Here is a 19,177-nt window from a genome sequence, read left to right on the forward strand (position 1 = left end):
TCAGTCCGCCGTCGCCGCGCCGGAGCGGGAGCGGTTGATGACCACAGCCGCGAGCATGTTGACCAGCAGGGTCAGCGCGAACAGCACCAGGCCGGCCGCCATCAGCGCGGACAGCGCCAGCGGGTCGGCCTCGCCGAAGCGCAGCGCGATCAGCGAGGAGATCGAGTTGGCGCCGTTCTCCAGGATGTGGTCGGTGACCGTGAACTTGGGCGAGATGATCAGGGCCACCGCGATGGTCTCCCCCATCGCCCGGCCGAAGCCCAGCATCACCGCGCCGATCATGCCGCCCCGGCCGAACGGCAGCACCACCTGACGGACCATCCCCCAGCGGGTGCTGCCCAGTGCGTAGGCGCCCTCCCGCTCGCCCTGCGGTGCCTGGGAGAACACCTGCCGGCTGAGCGAGGTGATGATCGGGATGATCATCAGCGACACCACCGTCCCGGCGATGAACGGGGACGAGGTGTAGGAGGTGCCGATGTCGCCGGTGCGGACCTTCAGGAACGGGATCGCGCCGCCGAGGTGCGTGCTGAGCCAGCGGACCAGGCCGACGATCCGCGGCTGGAGGAAGAACAGCCCCCACAGGCCGTAGACGATGCTGGGGATCGCCGCCATCAGGTCGACCAGCGAGATCAGCGCGGGCCTGATCCGCTGCGGCGCGTACTCGGAGACGAAGACGGCCGTGGTCAGGGCCACCGGGACGGCGATCACCAGGGCGATCACGGCGATGATGACGCCGTCCGGCAGGACGGCGGCGATGCCGAAGACCCCGGTCTGCGGCAGCCACTTCTCCTCGGTGAAGAAGGACCAGCCGGTGACCCGGAGCGCCTGCCACCCCCGGTAGAGGAGGAAGAAGGCGATCAGCCCCATCACCAGGAAGACGGAGAGACCGGCGGCTCGCAGCACCCCCCGGAACACCAGGTCCCCGGCCGTGACCGGGGACGAGATCCGCCGGGGCGGATCATCGACCGGGTCGGCTACGGGCGTTGTCGAGACCATCGTCGTCTGCACTCCCCTTGGCTGGAAACGTCTGGCCGGAACATGTCCGGGCACGGCCGACCGCTCTATTCGGCCGTGCCCGGACATCTACTGATGGCTCATCACATGAACGCGGCCACAACAGAATTGGGCATCCGGTCGGCAACTATCGCGAGCCTCCCGGGCGAAGCCGCCGCGTCAGTGCGCGCCGTCCCCGCCGGGTGGCGGCGCCCACTCCGCCCACGCTCCGGCGCAGCCGTCCGCCGGCCCCGGTGCCGCCCAGCACCAGCGCCGCGGGGCCGCCGACCAGCAGCACCGCCCCGGCCACCAGCAGGCCGGGCAGCAGCAGCCGCTGGAGCCCGGCCCGGTCGGGGTTGGGCCTGCCGGACGCCACGGTCTGGGCGTTCAACGGCGCCCCCGGGCCGCCGGCCGCGCCGCCCGCGGCCCCGGCGCCGCCCGCGGCGGCACCGGTACCGGCCGAGGAGCCGCCCGCACCGCCGACGCCGCCGGAGCCGGTGCCGCCGATGCCGCTGCCACCGGTCGACGTGCCGCTCGGGCCGGCCGATGTCGAGCCGGTGGACGACGACGGGCCGACCTGGCCGTTCGGCAGCGTGCTGTCCTGGGCCGCCACGTGCTGGGCCGCCGCCTGGGCCTGAGCCGTCTGGCTGCTGGTCAGATCGACGAAGCCCGGAGGCAGCTGCCCGGGCAGGGGACCGTAGACCTGCCCGCCGGCGAGGCTGGTGACCTGCCGCACGAACTGCGCGATCTTCCCCGCCTTGGCGGCCGGGACGCCCTGCGTGGGCAGCATCGCGTACTGCACCGTCGTCAGCGGATAGGCGTCCGCGTCCTTGCTGTACGCGCTGCCCGCGGTGCCGTACGGCAGCAGCTGGGTCCCGGTCGCACTGTCCACCGGCATGTCCGCGACCGCCGCCTGCATCCCGTTCGCGGTCGGGCCGACGAACGACCCCGCCGCGTTCTCCAACTGCGCCTCGGGCAGGCCAAAGGCCTTGGCCTGGCCGGAGTCCATGACGGCGAACACCGCCCGCTGCCCCACCAGTTCCGACGGGCACTTGGTGTTCACCGACGAGCCGTCGTTGTTGAAAGCGATGGAATAGCAGGTCGGCTGATCGAGCAGGGTGTTCCGGGCGACCTGCCCCAGGCCGCCGACGATGGGGCTCCACTCCTCCTGCTTGTAGTGGTGGGTCGTCGTCACGCCAGGGGCAGGGCTGGAGCTGACCGTCCCTGTCCCGTCCTGCGGGACCAAGGTGTCCACCGGGTAGCCGGAGAAGCCCGGACGCAGGTAGAAGGAGTCGACGTGCATGCCCCAGGGATCGGGCGCACCCTGGAGGAAGCCCTCGGCGTCCGGGTCGGACGCGATCCACGAGGTGAGCTGCCGGACCAGGTCCGTGGTCCCGCCCACGACGATCGGGGCCACCCCGGACACCGGGACGGGGAGGTCGCTGCACTTGGGCCAGGCGGTGCCGCCCTCTGTCGGGTTCAGCTGCAGGAACTCGGGGTCCTCGAAGACGCACTCGGGGTTCCCGGCAACCGAGGCGAAGCCGGCCTGGTTGGCCTCCACCAGGCCCGGGGGCACCAGGGTGTACGACTGGGTCAGCATCTTCGCCACCAGCCGTGCGTTCAGCCTCATCTGCCGGATCTGGCGACCGGTCGCATCGTCCAGGACGAAGACGACCGAGATCCCGGTGGTGGCCAGCGGCGCGTAGACGTAGGGGCGCGGTGGCGGCGCGGTGTCCGGATAGGCGGTCAGCGCCACGTCGAGGTTGCTGCTCCGCGACAGGAACGCCGCCCTCGCCTGGGGCTCGCCGCCGCCGGCGCTGTACTGGACCGTCTCCGGCGAGGTCCCCTGGCAGGCGCCCGTACGCCACTGCGACATCGCCAGGTTGGCCATCTCCAGGCCCTGGACCTTGAAGTCGGTGCTGGCGGCCTTGCAGTCCTCGGGCGTGGGGGCGAAGGACAGCGGAATGGTGACGTGCTGCAGCCAGGCGCACTGCTCGCCGGACAGGTTGCCGTTGAGGTCGTTCTGCTCCATGACGTTGTCGCTGGCCGTGCCGAATCCGAAACCGGGGTCCGCGTCCCCCGAGTGGTCGTCGCAGCCGCCGGGGGTGCCGAGGAATGCGGCGTCGAAGCCCACCGCGTCCCCACCGTAGTTGGGCTCGACCACCAGGGAGCAGGCATGCGTCGGGTCGCAGCCGAGGCTCGGGCTCTGGTGCGAGTTCCACACCTCGATGTCGGCCGCCCCGGTGCCGTCCGCGTGGGTCAGCGCCAACGCCATGTTGCTGGGGAAGTCGGGCGCCACCGTCCCCGCTGCCGGAACCTGGTTGAACCCCAGCGCGGGGTCCGCACCGTAGAGGGTGCTGCCGTAGCAGTCGGTCACCTGCGGATGGAGTCCGCGGCACTCGTAGACCCGGACCGGGTAGAGCACCGACGAGTTGTACTCGCGGATGAAGTTGGGCACCTGGGTGCCGGGATCCGCCGAGGGGGTGAAGCCGCTCCAGGAGACGTGGACCACCTGGTCGGTGAGGTCGGTGGTCTGACTGACGGTCACCGTGCCGTCGGGCCCGGTGGTCCCGGTGGTCGGATCACCGGGTGTCGGCTGCCACACCGCCGGCCCTTCCACCGTCGTCCCGCCGGCCGCCTGTGCCTGGGCGACCGTGTGCGCGGACTCCGGCAGCGATCCGAGCGAGGCCAGCAGCAGCACGGCGCTCACCAGGGCGACGAATCCCCGGACGAGCCACCCCCGTACGGGCAGTCGATCTCCTTGCGGCCTCATGGGCGCGTCTTCCCTCCGACGGCTGTGGCAGATGCCTCTCAGGGCCATTCCGTCCCCGCCGGGTGACGGGTGACGGTACGACAGGTGTACGAGGCCACAAGGGATGCAGCCGGGGACGCGGAGCGGGGGCCGGTGCCGCCGGTGCGGCGCCGGCCCCCGTCCGTACTGCTGTCGGGGCGGTCAGGAGGCGGGGGTGAAGTTCACCGTCAGCGAGCCGACCGACTGGCCCGGGGTGAAGAAGGAGGTGTGCAGCTGGGCGTCCAGGTAGGTCGCACCCGCGGGGTCGACGTCGAGGTCGGAGGCGGCCAGGGTCTGCACCGCGCCGTTGACGTCGATCGTGATGTCCCCGGCCGGGTCCAGCAGCGGGACCGCGGTGCTGGAGCCCTGCGGGACACCGGTGATCTGGAAGGTGTCGATGTCCAGGGCGAGCCGGCTGAAGGTCACCGACTTCAGCGTCCTGGCGTCCACCAGCAGCAGGCTCCCCCCGAGCTGGATGCTGCCGAACGCCAGGGTCAGGCTCGCGTTCCCGCCGGTGACCGGGAAGGTTCCGGACAGGCCGGTGCTGCTGCTGTAGGACGCGGTGGCACTGGGCAGCGGGACGGACACGATGCCGGCCAGGGCCGACTGCGTGACGAAGGAGTTGCTCTCACTGATCACAGCCGAGCCGGAGGCCGGGGTGCCGTCGGCGAAGGCGGGGACGCTGAACCCGAGAGCAAGCGCCGCGGCGGCGGCGACGGTGAGGGAGACGGTCTTGTTCCGGTTCACGGGGTTCTCCTCGGTAGGAAGGGGCCAAGGACGAGCCGGCACCGGAGCGGACTCCGGTACCGGCTCGCGGAAGAGCTGCGGGGCGGGGGTGGTCAGTGGTGCTGCGGGACACCGCAGGTGGCGAGGTGCAGGAAGCCGTAGCTGACCAGGTCGGCCTGCGCGGTGGCGTTGCTGCAGATCCAGCCGGTGGTGCTGAACAGGCCCTTCAGCGCGGTGGCGTGGGCGTCGCCCGCGTTCCAGTCGGTGCCGCGGACCACGACGTAGACGTTGCGGCCGAAGGCGCTGGTGGAGAAGGCGGAGGTGATGACGTGGTTGGTGGTGTCGATCGGGGCGATGCCGTTGACCGAACGGACCGTCATCGGGCCCTGGACGTCGGTGCCGGAGCCGTGGCCGCCGTAGACCTGGCCGATGTAGTGGGCGACGGAGTAAGGCATGATCGCGTTGGCGTCGGTCAGGACCGGGTTGCTGCCCTCGTTCTCCTCCACCAGCGTGGGCTGCACGCAGGAGCCGGCCGCGCCGACCACGCTGAGGAAGAAGGCACGGGTGCCCGAGTTGGTCTGCGGCAGGAAGGCCTTGATGGCGGTGGCCGGGCCGGTGTAGCCGGGGATGTCGGTGATCTGGCTCCACTTGGTGATGGTGCAGGTGCTGAAGATCCCCGTCAGGTCCGCCGTGGTCAGGTTGGTCGGGGCGTTGCCGCCGGTGTTCGCGGCCCAGGACACCGCGTCCTTGGCGAACGGGATGTACCAGTCGTTCGTCGGGGCGCCCGCGGGCAGCGCGCTGGACGAACGGGCGAAGTCGACCGTGGTCTTGGTGTTGCCCTCGAGCGCGGCGATGCCGGCGCCGGAGCCGTTCGGGCGCGTGATCGAGGTCGCACCGGTCTTGGTGGTGATCGGCGTGGTGCCGGTCGCGTCCCAGCTGTACAGCTTCGGGGTGCCGGTGTAGTCGGCCGAGAACTGGTTGAACACGGCCTGGACGGTGTCCGAGCCGACGCCCACGATGTCGGTGGCGGCGGGGGTGGTGCCGGCGGGCGGGTCGGCCAGGGCGGGGCCGGCCGCGAGGGTCACCGCGGCGGCGGTGAGGGCGACGGCGGAGACGAGCTTGGCGACTGCGGTCTTACGCATGTTGCGGTTCCTCCAGCAGGAGTGACGTACATGGCGGACCAGGATCCGGTCGCGGATCCGGTGCCGGGTTCCGCGGTGGCGGCCCTCCCGGCGGGACCGAGCCTCGCCCAGCCCGGGTTCCCCCGCCTAGGCCGGACCCGAGCGCCGCCCGAGCGCCGGTCCGGCCGGACCCGACCCGTCGACCGCCGCGTCGTCGCTGCTCAGCGCGGGTGTCCCAGCGCCGGCTGAGGGTTCGCTGGGAGAAGCCGGTGTCACCTGACGTGCTTCTCCAGATGGCGCTTCGAGATTGTCCGGGACACCTCTCGTTCACCACCTCCGCGGCTCCGGCAGCACCGCGTCCCAGTCCGACCCGCGCAGCTGCTCCAGCGCCGCGGGGAAGCCGGCCATGCCCTTGCGGCACTGGTCCTGCCGCAGGTAGGTGCGCGCACTGCGGGCGATCGCCGCGCCCTCGCGCACGCCCGAGCGGCGGCCCGGCAGATGGGCCACCCAGGTCCAGGACCGGCCCTGCCGCTGCAGCACCAGGTAGCGCAGCGCCCGCCGGTCCGCCCGCAGCTCGCGCAGGGCGTCGCCGAGCTCCCGGTCGGTGCGGTAGAGCACCGCGCCCCGGGCCAGTTCCCGTCCGTTCGCCGCCAGCAGCGACCAGCCCGCGCCGCCGTCCCCCTCGGCGTCGGAGCCGTACCAGGCCAGCAGCCGCGGCCGGCGGACCGGGCGGACCGGCCCGCTCCCGTCACTGGCCAGGTACCCGGACTCCTGCGGCATCGTCGCTCACTCCTCCCGTCCGCTCCGGGACCGGGTCCGGGGTGGCCGCGAGCAGCGCGATGAACTTGCGGAAGGCGTTCTGGCAGGTGGCATGGCGCTCATAGGCGCGCGGGGAGCGGGCGAGCGCGCGCCCGTACGGCCCGGGGACGGTCCAGACCCAGCCGATGCCCTCCTTCTTGTGCGTGATTCTGGCCAGGTGCTCGTCGCTCTCCTCGCGCAGCGCCAGGCAGGCCCGCACCGCCTCGTCAGCTGTCCGAAAATGTGCTGGCGAAATACCGACAACCCGCCCGTTGGGTGCCTTTAAGCGCCATTCGTACATTCCGTTGCCGGACTTCTCCGCGACGCATCTCCCGGCTCCCCTCGGCCCCATGCAGCCCCTCCCCCAGCTCGGATCATTTAGTTGTGATCACGCCAAGCTGAGCAAGTTTGTGTAGGCATGGAAAGGCATCGGGTGCCTTCCGTGAAGCTATTTCCCGGAAGGTTGCCCCTTGTTAAACGTTGAAGCATCAGGCTCGACCGCGGCACAACTCCAGCAGTTGCATGGCGACCTCGGTGCCCTGCGGGCCCAGCGCGGTCCGGTAGCGGGCGAGGACCTCCAGCTCGCGGGAGAGCGCGATCCTGGTGCCGCCGACGGCGATCCGGGCCGTCTGCACCTCGGCGGAGACCCCCATCCGCTGCTGGACCAGGGCGATGATCCGGGCGTCGAGGTCGTCGATCCGACCTCGGGCCTCGGCGATGACCTGCTGGGCTCGGGCGGGGGTGAGCGTGCTGTCCATGGTGTCTCCCTCTGTGGTGGCGGCGGGCCCGGGAGCCGACCGGCGCCGGGGAGACGCGAAGCGCCCCGGGCCAGTGGGCCCGGGGCGCTCGGTGAAAAGCTGTCGTCTGCGCGTCAGACGGCGTCACCATGGCAGCCGGAGCCTCCGGTGCCATAGCTAAACTCGTACGCCGTCGTGAACATGGGCCACATCATAGCGGCTTCACCCGTTCGCCGGGCCCCGTACCGCGTGACCCATCGTCAGGAGAATCGTTGTCCCTCATGACCGTACGGGGTTCACCTCTCCGCCAGGGATGTGCGCCCGGCCCCCGTCGGGGGGATGTGTACGGCAGCAGGACCACGCGTGGAGTGGCACAACAGTCCGCCGAGGCGATGAGACGCACCGTGACCGGGGCGTCGTGGGACCTCGCGTCGGCGCTGTGACCGGTCAGCAGGGGACAGCGGCCCGGTCGCGACTGGGGTGAAGGGGCGGTCGGCACCGGGGACGCCCGGACCGACCGCCCTGGATCACCCCGGACCCCGGTATCTCGCAGAGCGTGACAACCGACCCGCCGTGCCCGGGGCCGCCGAAAACGACTATGCCGATGTCTGCCGAACCGGTTGCGGTGAACCCCCCATATCCCCCACGATGCTGGTGAGGGGGTACAGCACAGAGCGGGGAGCGGCCGGGGAGGCCGCGGGCCCCGACCAGCTGGAGCGGGCCCGCAGGGGCCGCCGGCCGTCACTCCGCGTGATGAATCGCCCTCAGTGACCAACCGTCGAACGGCACCCCTCCCCCGGTGCCGTTACCGCAGCACCGGCGCTGCCCTGTCGCCGGTTGCCGCAGACCGAGGGCCCCGCCTTCCCCCGCGGGGCCCTCCGTCGCGAGCGGCGGCCGGGCGCGCTTTCCGGCCATCAGAGGACCACCGGCTCGTCGTCCCCCTCCTCCGCGCCGTCGCGCAGCGGCACCGGCAGTTGGTTGAAGCCGTAGTAGACCGCCAGCAGCCCGTGCAGGGCCAGGGTCAGCACCGCCGAGACGAACGACAGCCCGAGCAGCAGCGGATAGACGACCGACCCCAGCGCGAAGCGCAGCCGGGTGCCCCGGGCGGCCTCGACGTCCACCCGGGCGTCGAACAGGTGCCCGGTGCGGGTGAGCCACCACCACAGCGCCCCGAAGGTCAGCGCATGGGCGACCATGAAGCCGCTGTAGACCGCCAGCGCGATGGCCGCCTCGCCGTGGTCCGCGCCGTCCAGGTAGGAGGCGACCAGCCCGGCCGCCCAGGGCAGTGCCGAACACACCATCAGCAGCAGCAGGTTGAGGAACAGCAGGACCCGGTCCACCCGGGCCACGTAGCTGAAGACGGTGTGGTGGTTCGCCCACATGATCCCGATGATCAGGAAGGTCACCACGTACGCGGCGTAGGACGGCCAGTGGTGCAGGAGTTGGCGGCCGATCCCGGGCCCGGAGGGGACCTTGACCTCAAGGATCAGCAGGGTGATCGCGATCGCGAACACCCCGTCGCTGAAGGCCTCCACCCGGCCCGAGTCGTTCAGCCTGGCCATAGCGCCTCCCCTGCTCGCACTGCTTCCCCCTGGCTTCCCGCAGGCTGCCCGCCGTCCCCGGACATGACACCGCCCGCGGCGGCGGCGGTCCGTCGGCGCGGGCGGGTTCTGATCGCACAATGTACTGATCGGATCGGCACAGCGATGCCGATTCCAGGGAATGTGACGTGGATCGCTCAACGGCCCCCGGAGTGCGGCTCGACTACCCCTCGGCGGAGGCCTTCGGCGGCACCGCGGGCACCGGCAGCAGCGGCAGCCGCAGCTCCGCGAACGCCCCCGCGGGCACCGCGGGACGCTGCGGCAGGACCGCCGCCACCCGCCGGTACGGCTCGCCCTGCGCCGGACGCGGGTCCGACTCGCCCTTGTTGGGCCACATCGACATCGCCCGCTCCGCCTGCGCGGTGATCGTCAGCGAGGGGTTCACCCCGAGGTTCGCCGACACCGACGACCCGTCGGCGACGCTGATCCCGGGGTATCCGTACAGCCGCTGGTAGGGGTCGATCACGCCGCGCTCGGGCGAGTCGCCGATCACGCAGCCGCCCAGGAAGTGCGCGGTGAGGGTGCGTCCGAACAGGTCGCTGACGCCGCTGCCGGCCTGGCCGCCGATCTCGGCGGCGACCGCGCGGGCCGCCTCCTCCGCCGCCGGTATCCACTTGGGGTTGGGCGCGCCGTGGCCCTGACGGGACGTCAACTGCCCTTTGCCGATCCCGGACTTCTTCCGCGACACGATCACCGAGTTGTCCAGCGACTGCATCACCAGGCCGATGATGGTCCGCTCGGACCAGCGCCGCTTGTCCAGCATCTGCAGCAGCAGGTTCGGCCTGCGCGCGGCGATCCTGACGAAGCGCAGCAGCGGGACCCGGCTGCCGCCGGGGACCTGCACGATGGACATCAGGCTCATCGCGTTGGAGCCCTTGCCGTAGCGCACCGGCTCGATGTGGGTGTGCGGGTCCGGGTGCACCGAGGAGGTGATCGCCACGCCCCTGGTGAAGTCGGGGCGCTTGCGGTAGCGCCGGTCCGTGGTCATCGCGCCGACCAGGGCCTCGGAGTTGGTCCGGGTCAACTCGCCCAGCCGGGACGAGATCCGGGGCAGCCGGCCGTCGTCCCGCAGCTCGTGCAGCAGCTTCTGGGTGCCGTAGGTCCCGGCCGCGAGCACCACCCGGCGGGCCCGGATGGTCCGGCCGCCGGAGCCACGCCGGGAGTCGGTCGGCCGCACCGCGACCGCGAAGCCCTCCGCGGGGCCGCCCTCGGCGCCTTCCCCGGCCGTTCCGGTGAGTTCGGTGATCCCGGTGACCGTGGTCATCGGCAGGATCACCGCGCCGTTCCGCTCGGCCAGGTAGAGGTAGTTCTCGGTGAGCGTGTTCTTGGCGCCGTGCCGGCAGCCGGTCATGCACTCGCCGCACTCGGTGCAGGCCTTCCGGCGCGGGCCCGCGCCGCCGAAGTACGGGTCCTCGACCTCGCCGCCGGGGGCGGCCTTCGGCCCGGCGCCGCCGGCGTCCGCACCGTCCCCGAAGAACACCCCGACCGGGGCCAGGTGGAAGGTGTCGCCGTAGCCGAGCTTCTCGGCCGCCTGCTTCAGGTGCACGTCCGAGGGGGTCACGGTGGGATTGCCGCGGACCCCGAGCATCCGCTGCGCCTGGTCGTAGAACGGCGCCAGCTCCGCGGACCAGTCGGTGATCGCCTTCCACTGCGGGTCCTGGAAGAACGCCTCCGGCGGGACGTAGAGGGTGTTGGCGTAGTTCAGCGAACCGCCGCCGACGCCCGCGCCGCCCAGCACCATCACGTCCTTGAGCAGGTGGAAGCGCTGGATGCCGTAGAGCCCCAGCGGCGGGGCCCAGACGTAGTTGCGGCTGTCCCAGGAGTTCCTGGGCAGCGTCTCCGGGGTGAACCGGCGGCCGGCCTCGACCACGGCGACCGTGTAGCCCTTCTCGGTCAGCCGCAGCGCCGAGACCGACCCGCCGAAGCCCGACCCGACCACCAGCACGTCGTAGTCGTAGCCGTCCGTCTGTTCCGTCGCCATGGACTCTCTCGCTCCCTGAGGATGGTGCGGGACGGCTACTTGAGCCGCAGTGCCTTCATCGCCGCCAGCGCGCGGGTCTGGAACTTCGCGTACGCCTCGTCGTCCATCCCGAACGACGGGGCCATGCTGATCAGCTTCTGCACCGCGACGGTCTGCGGCTCGGTGTACTTGAGGATGCCCTCGGAGCCGTGCCGGCGGCCGATGCCGCTGTCGCCCATACCGCCCATCGGCGCGGCGACGCTGGCGTACGCGGGCGCGTAGCCCTCGTTGACGTTGACCGTGCCGGAGTGCAGCCGCAGCGCGACCGCGGCGCCGTGCCGGGCGCTGCGGCTCCAGACGCTGGAGTTGAGCCCGTACGGGGTGCCGTTGGCGCGCTCGACCGCCTCGTCCTCGCTGTCGAAGCGGTAGACCGAGACCACCGGGCCGAAGGTCTCCTCGGTGCAGACCGCGCTGCTCTGGTCCACCCCGTCCAGGATGGTCGGCTCGAAGAACAGCGGGCCCAGGTCGGGCCGAGCCTGGCCGCCGGCCAGCACGGTGGCGCCGTTCTTCACCGCCTCCTCGACGTGCCGGACGACGGTGTCCAACTGCCGCTGGGCGACCAGCGAGCCCATGTCGGCACCCCAGGCCAGGGTGTTGCCGAGGCGCATGGCCCGGGTCCGCGCGGCGAACTTCTCCAGGAAGGCGTCGGCGACCTCGCGGGCGACGTAGAGCCGCTCGATCGAGATGCAGAGCTGTCCGGCCGAGGAGAAGCAGGCCCGGACCGCGCCCTCGGCGGCCTTGTCCAGGTCCGCGTCGGCGAGCACCAGCATCGCGTTCTTGCCGCCCAGCTCCATCGACGCGCCGATCAGCCGGGCGGCGGCGCGCTGGGCCACGTCCCGGCCGGTGCGGGTGGAGCCGGTGAACGAGACGTAGTCGGCGTGGGCGACCACCTCGGGGCCGATCACCGGGCCCTCGCCGATCACGATCTGCCACAGCTCGGCCGGGAGCCCGGCCTCGACCATCAGCTCGCGGGCCCGCAGCGCGGTCAGCGCGGTCTGGCTGTCCGGCTTGGTGACCACCGCGTTCCCGGCCGCGAAGGCGGGCACGGCGTCGCCGACGAACAGCGCCAGCGGGTAGTTCCACGGCGAGATCTGCCCGACCACGCCCTTGGGCCGGCGCACCTCGCGGACCTGGGTGAGCACCGGGTAGACCCCGCCGCGGCGGCGTCCGCGCAGGTACTTCGCGGCGGCCCGGCCGTAGTGGCGGGCCTCCAGCGCGGCGGCGCTGACCTCCTCGAAGGCATGCGCGCGGGCCTTGCCGGTCTCCGCCTGCACCAGGTCCAGCAGCTCGGCCTGCGCCGCGAAGACCAGGTCGTGGAACCGCAGCAGCACCGCCGCCCGCTCCCGGACCGGACGCAGCGCCCAGGCCGCCTGGGCCGCCCTGGCCCGGCCGAAGGCCGCGGCGACGTCCTCCGGCGTGGACTCAGGGATCTCGGCGAGCACCGCCCCGGTGAACGGGTCGCGGCTCTGCGCCAGGCTCGCCCCGGCCCCCGCCGCGATCCCGCGGACCAGCCGCGCCACCAACCCGGGCGTCACGGCGTCGGCGCTGGTACGGGGGCCCGCCACCGCGACGGGATTACGCTCGCCGACGGCCCCGCCGGTGCTGATGTCAGTCATGTGGTGCAGCGTAGGCGCTATCGCCCGGCTTGGGTACCCGTCGGTAACAAGCAGGCCGGGTCAGGACCCGTCCGGGGCCACCCAGATGGTGTACGAGCCGGTGGTCTCGCTGTTGCTGGTGCGGATCGTGGTGAGCAGCCGGTAGCCGGCCCTGTCGATGAAGGGCCGGACCTGCTCGTCGATCGACCGGGTCTGCGCGTAGTCGAGCACGATCAGGGCGTACTTGTGGGCGGTGATGCCCTTCTCGATGCCCTCGGTGCCGGTGTAGGACACCCCGGTCTTCGGGTCCTGGTACTGGCCCCCGCCGACCAGGTCGTGCCACTGCGGCCAGGTCGAGGAGCGCCTGAGGTAGTACGCGGGCACGTCGTAGTCCTCCACCAGGTACTGGTCGGACCCGGAGTGGACGTACGGCTTCAGCGCCGCGATCAGCGTCGAGGAGTCGGGCCAGGCGCCGAACATGTGGGCGGCCTGCCGCTCGCCCTCGACCCCCAGCGGGCCCACCACCAGCGCGGCCACCAGCGGGAGCGCGATCAGCGCCGGCAGCCGGACCCGGTCGTGCAGCCATTCGGCGATCCAGGCCAGCAGGGCGCCGGCCACGATGCAGGCGAACCAGGCGCCGAAGTCCACGTGCTTCTGCAGCGACAGCCAGGTGTGGATGCGGATCTGGTTCGCCGGAGCGAGCACCCCGCCGAGCAGCAGCACCGCGGCGAGCCAGAAGTCGGTCCCGCCGGTGCCGCGCCGACGGCCTCGGAGGTACGCCGCGAGCACGCCGACCAGCGCGACCACCAGCAGCGCGCCAATCCACTTGGCGGCCTCGCCGGCCACGTACGAGGTCGCGTCGTGGCCGGGGCTGCGGAGCAGCGTGGTCTGGGTGAAGCCGTGGATGTACAGCCGGCCGGCCAGCGGGATCGGCAGCAGCACGGCCACCACCACCGCGAGCCCGAACCGCACCCCGTTGTTCCAGCGCGACCGCCCCAGCACCGCCCGTCCCGGCCCGGCCAGCACGGCGATCAGCACCACCACCGGGACCCACAGCAGGGAGGCGTACTTGGTCCACACCGCGAGGGAGATCAGCAGCGCGCCCGCGCTCATCGAGCCGTGCCCGGTGCCGGAGGCGAACCGGACCGCGAAGAAGGCCGCCCAGGCCAGCGCGGCCAGCGCCATCGCGTCATAGGTGCTGTACCCGCCGAGGAACTGGGTGGGGCCGAGGGCGGCGAACAGCGCGCTGGCGAAGAAGGCCGCGGTCGCCCCGTGGATCCGCCGGGCCGCCAGGTACAGCGCCACGGTGGCCAGGAGCATGAACACCAGGCTCAGCGTCCGGGCCCCGGCGAGGCCGCCGAACCGGTCGGCGGTCGCCGCCACCACCGGGTAGAGCTTGGGGGAGCCGGAGAAGAAGGTCTCGTAGGTGGCGACCTTGTCGCCGTACAGCAGGTTGGCCACTTCCTGGTGCCCGGAGTAGAGGTACGTCCCCTCGTCCAGGAAGGCGGTGTTGGAGCCGATCAGCCGCCAGGAGAGCACGGCCTGGACCGGCAGCACCAGCAGCAGCGGCCAGAGCGGCCCCGAGGGGGTGCCGGAGCGGTGGCCGACTTCGGCCTCCGCCAGTTCGATGGCCTCCTCGGTGTCCCCGGCCGCCACCGCGAGTGAGGCGTAGTCAGTTCCGGTGGCCTGGCGCGGGCGCGGCGCGGCCGGGCTGGGCGCCCGGGGTACGGACCTTGCCTCGCGGTATCCGCCACCGTTGTCGCCCGCACTCATTCTGGAACGCTGCCCTCAGGTCTCGGGTCCTGTTGCGCTGACCAACGCACAGATCGAACGGTTATCGTATGTGAGCCCGCACGGCGGACGACTGCCGGAGGGACTCGATCTGATAACACTGGCTGGTGAGCGGAGGGGTCGTGCCACGTCGACTGGCGCACCGTCAGGGCGCGGCCGGACTCGGGTGGCTCCTCGGCCTGGTCCTGCTGTGCGTGGCCGGCTGCAGCAGCCAGGGCGTGGTGACCCCGCTCGCGCCGTGGCCGCCCCAGCCGTCCACCAGCCCCGCGCCGGGGGTCACCGTCCCGCCGTCGGCCATCCCCACCGGCTCGACCGACCCCGGCTCGCTGCGGCGCCGGCTGATCCATCCGGACGGGGACTACTTCGGCGTCAGCACCTGGAAGGCGCCCTCGGAGAGCGAGACCGACCTGGTGGCGGGTCCGGCCGGGGCGACGCCGACGATCCAGGAGTTCTTCGTCGGCTGGGACGAGTCGTTCAACCCCCAGTCGGTCCGCAACTCCTACCACCTGGGCGCGCTCCCGCTGCTGACCTGGGAGCCCGAGGGCCCCTCCAAGGCCTCCAACCAGCCGGCCTACTCGCTGAGCCGGATCGCGGGCGGCGCCTTCGACGGCTACATCAAAGCCTTCGCCGCCGCGGTCAAGGCCGAGGGGCAGCCGGTGGTGATCCGGTTCGCGCACGAGATGAACGGCTCCTGGTACCCCTGGTCGGAGGGCAACAGCGGCAACCGTCCCGGTGACTACGTCAAGGCCTGGCGGCACGTCCACGACCTGTTCGCCCGCGCCGGGGCGACCAATGTGATCTGGCTGTGGAGCCCCAACATCGTGCGCGGCTCCGAGACCACCGGCTTCGCCTCGCTCTACCCCGGCGCAGACTACGTCGACTGGGTGGGCCTGGACGCGTACGCCCTGGGCGAGAAGACCGCGGGGGCGGTGCTGGACCACTCGCTGGCGCTGCTGCACGCGATCACCGACAAGCCGGTGCTGATCTCGGAGACCGCCGCCGAACCCGGCCCGGAGAAGGCGCCGTGGACCGCCGACCTGTTCCGCTGGCTGAAGCTGCACCAGGATGTGATCGGCTTCGTCTGGTTCGAGCACACCCCCACCGACGGCGGCAAGTACGACTACCGGTTCACCGCCGACCCCGCCACCGAACGGGCCTTCCGCAAAGGCCTGGCCTCGCTGCACCTGGTGCACTGGCCGATCACGGCGGCGGTTTCGACGCCGCCGCCCGCACCGACCCGCTGACCAGGTGCAAGGTCTTGATCCCCTTCCGGAAGGCGCTCAGCGTCTCCGGGGTGGCGGCGAAGCGCCAGTCCGCGTTGGCCCCGGTGGCGAGGTCCTTCTCGAACCAGACGAAGCCGATGACCTGCGGATGTTTGATGAGCCAGGGGAAGAAACCGCGGATCCAGGTCGCCTTCAGCGAGCTGGGCTCGGCCCCGGTCTCGGTGATCAGGATCTTCTTGTCGGTGAGCGCGGCGACCTTCTTCAGGGTGCTGTCGAAGGTGGTGTCGGGGGTCTTCTCGCCGAGCACCCCGTACCCGGTCAGTCCGACCAGGTCCACGTACGCGTCACCCGGGTAGAGCGCGCTCAGGCCGCGGGTGTGGCTGCCGCGGACCACGTCCGGGCTCCAGATCCAGATCGCGTTGGTCGCCCCGGCCTGCGCGAACAGGTCGTGGACGTGCCGCCAGGCCTTGACGTAGTCGCCCAGGTGGTTGCCGTTGGTCTGCTCGGACCAGGGGTACCAGGAGCCGTTCATCTCGTGCGCGAACCGGATCATCACCGGCCTGCGGTCGGCCGCCACCCCCTTGGCGAAGGCGGTGATGTAGCTGTCGAACTTCCCCGCGGTGATGTTGGCCAGCCGGTAGGCCGGCTGGTCGACGTCCGCCGAGGTGGTCTTGGGTATGCCGGCGCCCTGGTTGCTGTCGCCGCCGGCCCAGGGCTCCCAGGAGATCAGCGGGAGCGTCCCGTGCTGGTACGCGGCCGACACCGCCGCGGGGTCGAAGCCGTGCTTCCAGTTGACGAAGTACTCGCTGATGGTCGGCCGGGCGCCGGCGTCCGCGCCGACCTGCTGCACCTCGGCGCCCGACCACGGCGCCTGCTTGGTGGAGGTGCCGAAGTAGATTCCGTCCGGGTCGAGCAGTTGCTGCTTCTGCGGGATCGAGGGGGTCTGCGGCGCCTTCAGCTTGAGCTGGTCGACCAGCCCCGGGCCCTTCGCCTCGGCGCCGAGCCCGGCGTAGGCGGGCGCCTGGGCCTTGGAGATGACGGCCGCGTAGACGCCGTAGGAGAGCGAGCAGAGCAGCAGGACGTTCAGCGTCATCCAGATCCTGAGCCGGATCCCGGAGCCGCGGCTCCACCAGTGCAGCGTCCGGGCCCGGTGCCGACGGCTAGACACTCATCATCACCGAACCGAACAGCATGGCTCCTCCGAGCAGGTAGGGGACGACCACCAGCGCGCTCCGGTTGCGGTCCCCCGCGAAGCTGTCTGCCCGGGTGCCCCAGCCCGCGTTGTGGGCGCAGCGGAAGAAGCCGAGCATCCGCACCGGCATCAGCAGCAGGGTGTTGATCACCATGAACAGCGGCAGGTAGGCCATGTCCCTGGGCCGGTAGGCGAAGTGACGGCCGAACCGGACCCCGATCGAGAGCATCGACAGCAGCGCCGCCGCGATGAGGACCATCGCGAAGGAGAGCACCGGCGAGGCGGGCAGCGGCAGTTCGTTGTAGAGCCCCGGCCGGGTGCCGTGGAAGCTCGCGGCTATCCAGGAGCCGAAGGTGCCCAGCAGGACGAACGGGATCAGGATGTCGGCCAGGTAGAACAGGCCGAGGACCTTCGCCCGCCGGGCCATCCACGGCAGCATCCGCAGGGTGTTGTACTGCGAGCCGCGGGCCCACCGGTACTGCTGCCGGGCCAGTTTGCCGAGCGTGGTCGGCGCGTCGGTGTAGACCAGCGAGGTCGCCTGGTAGACAGTCCGGTAGCCGGCCTTGAGGGTGTAGTTGGTGAGCGTCCGGTCGTCGCTCACCTCAAGGAAGACGCCGAGGAACTTCTCGTGGAGGAACGCCTCCATGCAGTTCTCCAGGATCTCCCGGCGGAACGCGATGGTGCGTCCCGGCAGGCAGCCCACCGTACCCAGCACGCTCATCGCCGGGAGCGAGTACTGGCAGCGCACGCTCTCCAGCCAGTCGGCCCAGCGAGTCAGCACGGACCGGCCGGAGCCCAGGATGCGCTGACGGGTCGTCACTCCGCCGACCCCGGGATCGGCGAAGGGCTTGAGCAGTTCGGGCAGGGTGTTCTTGGTCCAGATCGTGTCCGAGTCGACCAGGACGCAGATGTCACCGCTCGCGGCCTCCAGCCCGGTCCGCAGTGCGTTGCGCTTGCCGGGGATCTCGGTCCAGCACCACCAGACCTCCAGGTCGTCGCAGATCTTCTGCAGCGCCGGGTTCTCCGGGCCGTTGATCACGACGACAATCTCGGTCGGCTCCTGCTCGATGATCCGCCGCAGCACGTCGCGGAACAGGTCCTCGGGTTCGTCGACCACCGGGATGATCACCGACGTGGTCGCCGCGAACGGCCGTGCCCAGGGGCGGTAGCGGCGCGCGATCGCTGTACGCACCACCCACATGAACCAGATGATCGCCATGAAGGCTGCGAAGGGGTAGACGTCGTGTCGAAGCCACCCGTCCCGCAGTTCCAGCAGAAAGGCAAGCATCACGATCCATTTCGTAATCATGCTTGGCGCGTGCAATACAAAGGCGATCGTATGTACGATGCGCGATCGCACATGCCGACAAATCACCTCATAAGCTCCAGCTGCCAGGGAACCGTTATCTCTTGGTGACAGATGTCCCGCTTGCACCACCGGATCTGACCGTGCGTAGCGCGAACCGCTATTCTGCCGACCTGACCTAGCACACCGATGACATGAACGATTGGGATGGGCATGCCTGAGGCTGCGAGCACACCTCCGAGTCCTCAGGACCCGAGAGTCCCCCATGACCCGCGGATACCCAGGGACACTCCGGCCCCCACCCCGACTCCGGCGGAACCGACGCAGCCGCAGCGCCCGTCCCAGGACCAGGGCGCGCAGCCCACGATGCAGATCCGGCACCCGCTCCCGCCCCGGCCCGTGCCGCAGCCGGCCCCCGGGCCGGTGCCGCAGCCGGCGCCCCAGCCGTACCCCTCGACGCAGCAGCAGGGCGGCGCCCCTTACCAGCAGCAGGCACCGGCCGCGCAGCAGCAGCCACTCGGGTACGGCGGCAACAGCGGCTCCACCGAGCCGAATTGGAGTGCCCTGGCCGAACAGCACGAGGCCCAGGCCAAGCGCAAGAAGCTGCTGCTGATAGCCGCGGGCGTGGTCGCCCTGTGCCTGGTCGTCGGCGGAGGGGTGTTCGCGGTGGCGAAGTCCGGCGGCCACCACCCGGCCGCCGGACCGACCGGATCGTCCGCCCCGGTGGCCAGTTCGGCCGGCCCCTCCGCCAGCGGGACCGCCTCGGCCACCGCGGGCAGCAGCGGGGGCGCCGGCGCGACACCGCTCACCGCGGGCGCCGTGCTGTCGGCGAAGACCATCACCGTCGGCGGGGCGCTCTACACCCGCAAGGCCACCGACAGCACCCCGCACTGCGGCGAAGGCGTCAACGCCGCCCTCGGGGCACTGCTGGCCGCGCACCACTGCAGCCGGCTGCTCCGGGCCACCTATGTGTCCGGCCACACCGCCGTGACCGTGGGCATCGCCGTGGTGAGCGACCCGCTGGAGGCACAGGCCACCAACAACGGCGCGACCGGCGAGCTGGTCCCGCTGACCGGTCCGGGCATTCCCGGCTTCTGCCCGACCGGCGTCACCTGCGCGCTGACCCACGCCGACTACAGCCGCTACGTCTACTTCACCCTGGCCGGACCCACCAATGTGGCCCGCGGCAAGGCGGACGCCGTCTCGGCCGCCGCGGGCAAGGGCTTCGCCGCCTACGCGGCCGGCGCCGTGCAGAAGCTGGCCGGGTCGAACGGCTGACCGGG

General features: G+C 71.5%; 15 protein-coding genes. 2 read left to right on the forward strand and 13 right to left on the reverse strand.

Annotated features, from left to right (window positions below; all coding sequences use genetic code 11):
• From pstC to ACEZDE_RS10695, 11 genes are all read right to left on the reverse strand, one after another.
• A complete protein-coding gene (pstC, locus tag ACEZDE_RS10645; RefSeq protein WP_380534908.1) occupies positions 1 to 996 on the reverse strand; it encodes a phosphate ABC transporter permease subunit PstC in 996 nt (331 codons plus the stop codon).
• A 145-nt stretch (positions 997 to 1,141) separates the two neighbouring features.
• Positions 1,142 to 3,703 (reverse strand): hypothetical protein, encoded by a 2,562-nt coding sequence (locus ACEZDE_RS10650; RefSeq protein ID WP_380534910.1) that lies wholly within the window; start codon positions 3,701 to 3,703, stop codon positions 1,142 to 1,144.
• Between the two features lie 243 nt (positions 3,704 to 3,946).
• On the reverse strand, positions 3,947 to 4,531 hold the full coding sequence (locus ACEZDE_RS10655) for a hypothetical protein (protein WP_380534912.1): 585 nt from the start codon (positions 4,529 to 4,531) through the stop codon (positions 3,947 to 3,949).
• Between the two features lie 92 nt (positions 4,532 to 4,623).
• Positions 4,624 to 5,652 (reverse strand): PstS family phosphate ABC transporter substrate-binding protein, encoded by a 1,029-nt coding sequence (locus tag ACEZDE_RS10660; RefSeq protein ID WP_380534914.1) that lies wholly within the window; start codon positions 5,650 to 5,652, stop codon positions 4,624 to 4,626.
• A gap of 306 nt (positions 5,653 to 5,958) precedes the next feature.
• Positions 5,959 to 6,411, reverse strand: a complete 453-nt coding sequence (locus ACEZDE_RS10665) for a hypothetical protein (RefSeq protein ID WP_380534916.1) — start codon at positions 6,409 to 6,411, stop codon at positions 5,959 to 5,961.
• On the reverse strand, positions 6,380 to 6,649 hold the full coding sequence (locus ACEZDE_RS10670; protein WP_380534918.1) for a hypothetical protein: 270 nt from the start codon (positions 6,647 to 6,649) through the stop codon (positions 6,380 to 6,382). The genes ACEZDE_RS10665 and ACEZDE_RS10670 overlap by 32 nt, the downstream gene beginning before the upstream one ends.
• Positions 6,650 to 6,917: 268 nt before the next feature.
• Entirely contained in the window at positions 6,918 to 7,304 is a 387-nt protein-coding gene (locus ACEZDE_RS10675; RefSeq protein WP_380535144.1) for a chorismate mutase, read from the reverse strand.
• Positions 7,305 to 8,080: 776 nt separating this feature from the next.
• Positions 8,081 to 8,728 (reverse strand): TMEM175 family protein, encoded by a 648-nt coding sequence (locus tag ACEZDE_RS10680; protein WP_380534920.1) that lies wholly within the window; start codon positions 8,726 to 8,728, stop codon positions 8,081 to 8,083.
• A 202-nt stretch (positions 8,729 to 8,930) separates the two neighbouring features.
• Positions 8,931 to 10,748, reverse strand: coding sequence for a GMC family oxidoreductase N-terminal domain-containing protein (locus ACEZDE_RS10685; RefSeq protein WP_380534922.1), 1,818 nt, complete (start codon positions 10,746 to 10,748; stop codon positions 8,931 to 8,933).
• A 35-nt stretch (positions 10,749 to 10,783) separates the two neighbouring features.
• Positions 10,784 to 12,403 carry a succinic semialdehyde dehydrogenase gene (locus tag ACEZDE_RS10690; protein WP_380534923.1) on the reverse strand — a complete coding sequence of 540 codons (1,620 nt, stop codon included), beginning with the start codon at positions 12,401 to 12,403 and terminating at the stop codon, positions 10,784 to 10,786.
• Between the two features lie 60 nt (positions 12,404 to 12,463).
• Positions 12,464 to 14,155: a hypothetical protein gene (locus ACEZDE_RS10695; RefSeq protein ID WP_380534925.1), complete on the reverse strand. Its 1,692-nt coding sequence runs from the start codon at positions 14,153 to 14,155 to the stop codon at positions 12,464 to 12,466.
• 140 nt (positions 14,156 to 14,295) lie between these two features.
• Here ACEZDE_RS10695 and ACEZDE_RS10700 point away from each other — a divergent pair, with 140 nt between their 5' ends.
• On the forward strand, positions 14,296 to 15,417 hold the full coding sequence (locus ACEZDE_RS10700; protein ID WP_380534927.1) for a glycoside hydrolase family 26 protein: 1,122 nt from the start codon (positions 14,296 to 14,298) through the stop codon (positions 15,415 to 15,417).
• Here the strand turns inward: ACEZDE_RS10700 and ACEZDE_RS10705 are convergent.
• Together ACEZDE_RS10705 and ACEZDE_RS10710 are read right to left on the reverse strand one after the other, a co-directional pair.
• Complete coding sequence (locus tag ACEZDE_RS10705; protein WP_380534928.1) at positions 15,374 to 16,489, reverse strand: glycoside hydrolase family 26 protein; 1,116 nt, start codon at positions 16,487 to 16,489, stop codon at positions 15,374 to 15,376. The genes ACEZDE_RS10700 and ACEZDE_RS10705 overlap by 44 nt on opposite strands.
• Positions 16,490 to 16,556: 67 nt before the next feature.
• A complete protein-coding gene (locus ACEZDE_RS10710; RefSeq protein ID WP_380535147.1) occupies positions 16,557 to 17,876 on the reverse strand; it encodes a glycosyltransferase family 2 protein in 1,320 nt (439 codons plus the stop codon).
• Positions 17,877 to 18,260: 384 nt separating this feature from the next.
• On the opposite strand from ACEZDE_RS10710, the gene ACEZDE_RS10715 reads away from it, so the two are divergent.
• Positions 18,261 to 19,172 (forward strand): hypothetical protein, encoded by a 912-nt coding sequence (locus ACEZDE_RS10715; protein WP_380534930.1) that lies wholly within the window; start codon positions 18,261 to 18,263, stop codon positions 19,170 to 19,172.
• Positions 19,173 to 19,177 lie beyond the last annotated feature (5 nt).

Origin of the sequence: Streptacidiphilus cavernicola, from assembly GCF_042510955.1 — a bacterium.
Classification (GTDB): domain Bacteria; phylum Actinomycetota; class Actinomycetes; order Streptomycetales; family Streptomycetaceae; genus Streptacidiphilus; species Streptacidiphilus cavernicola.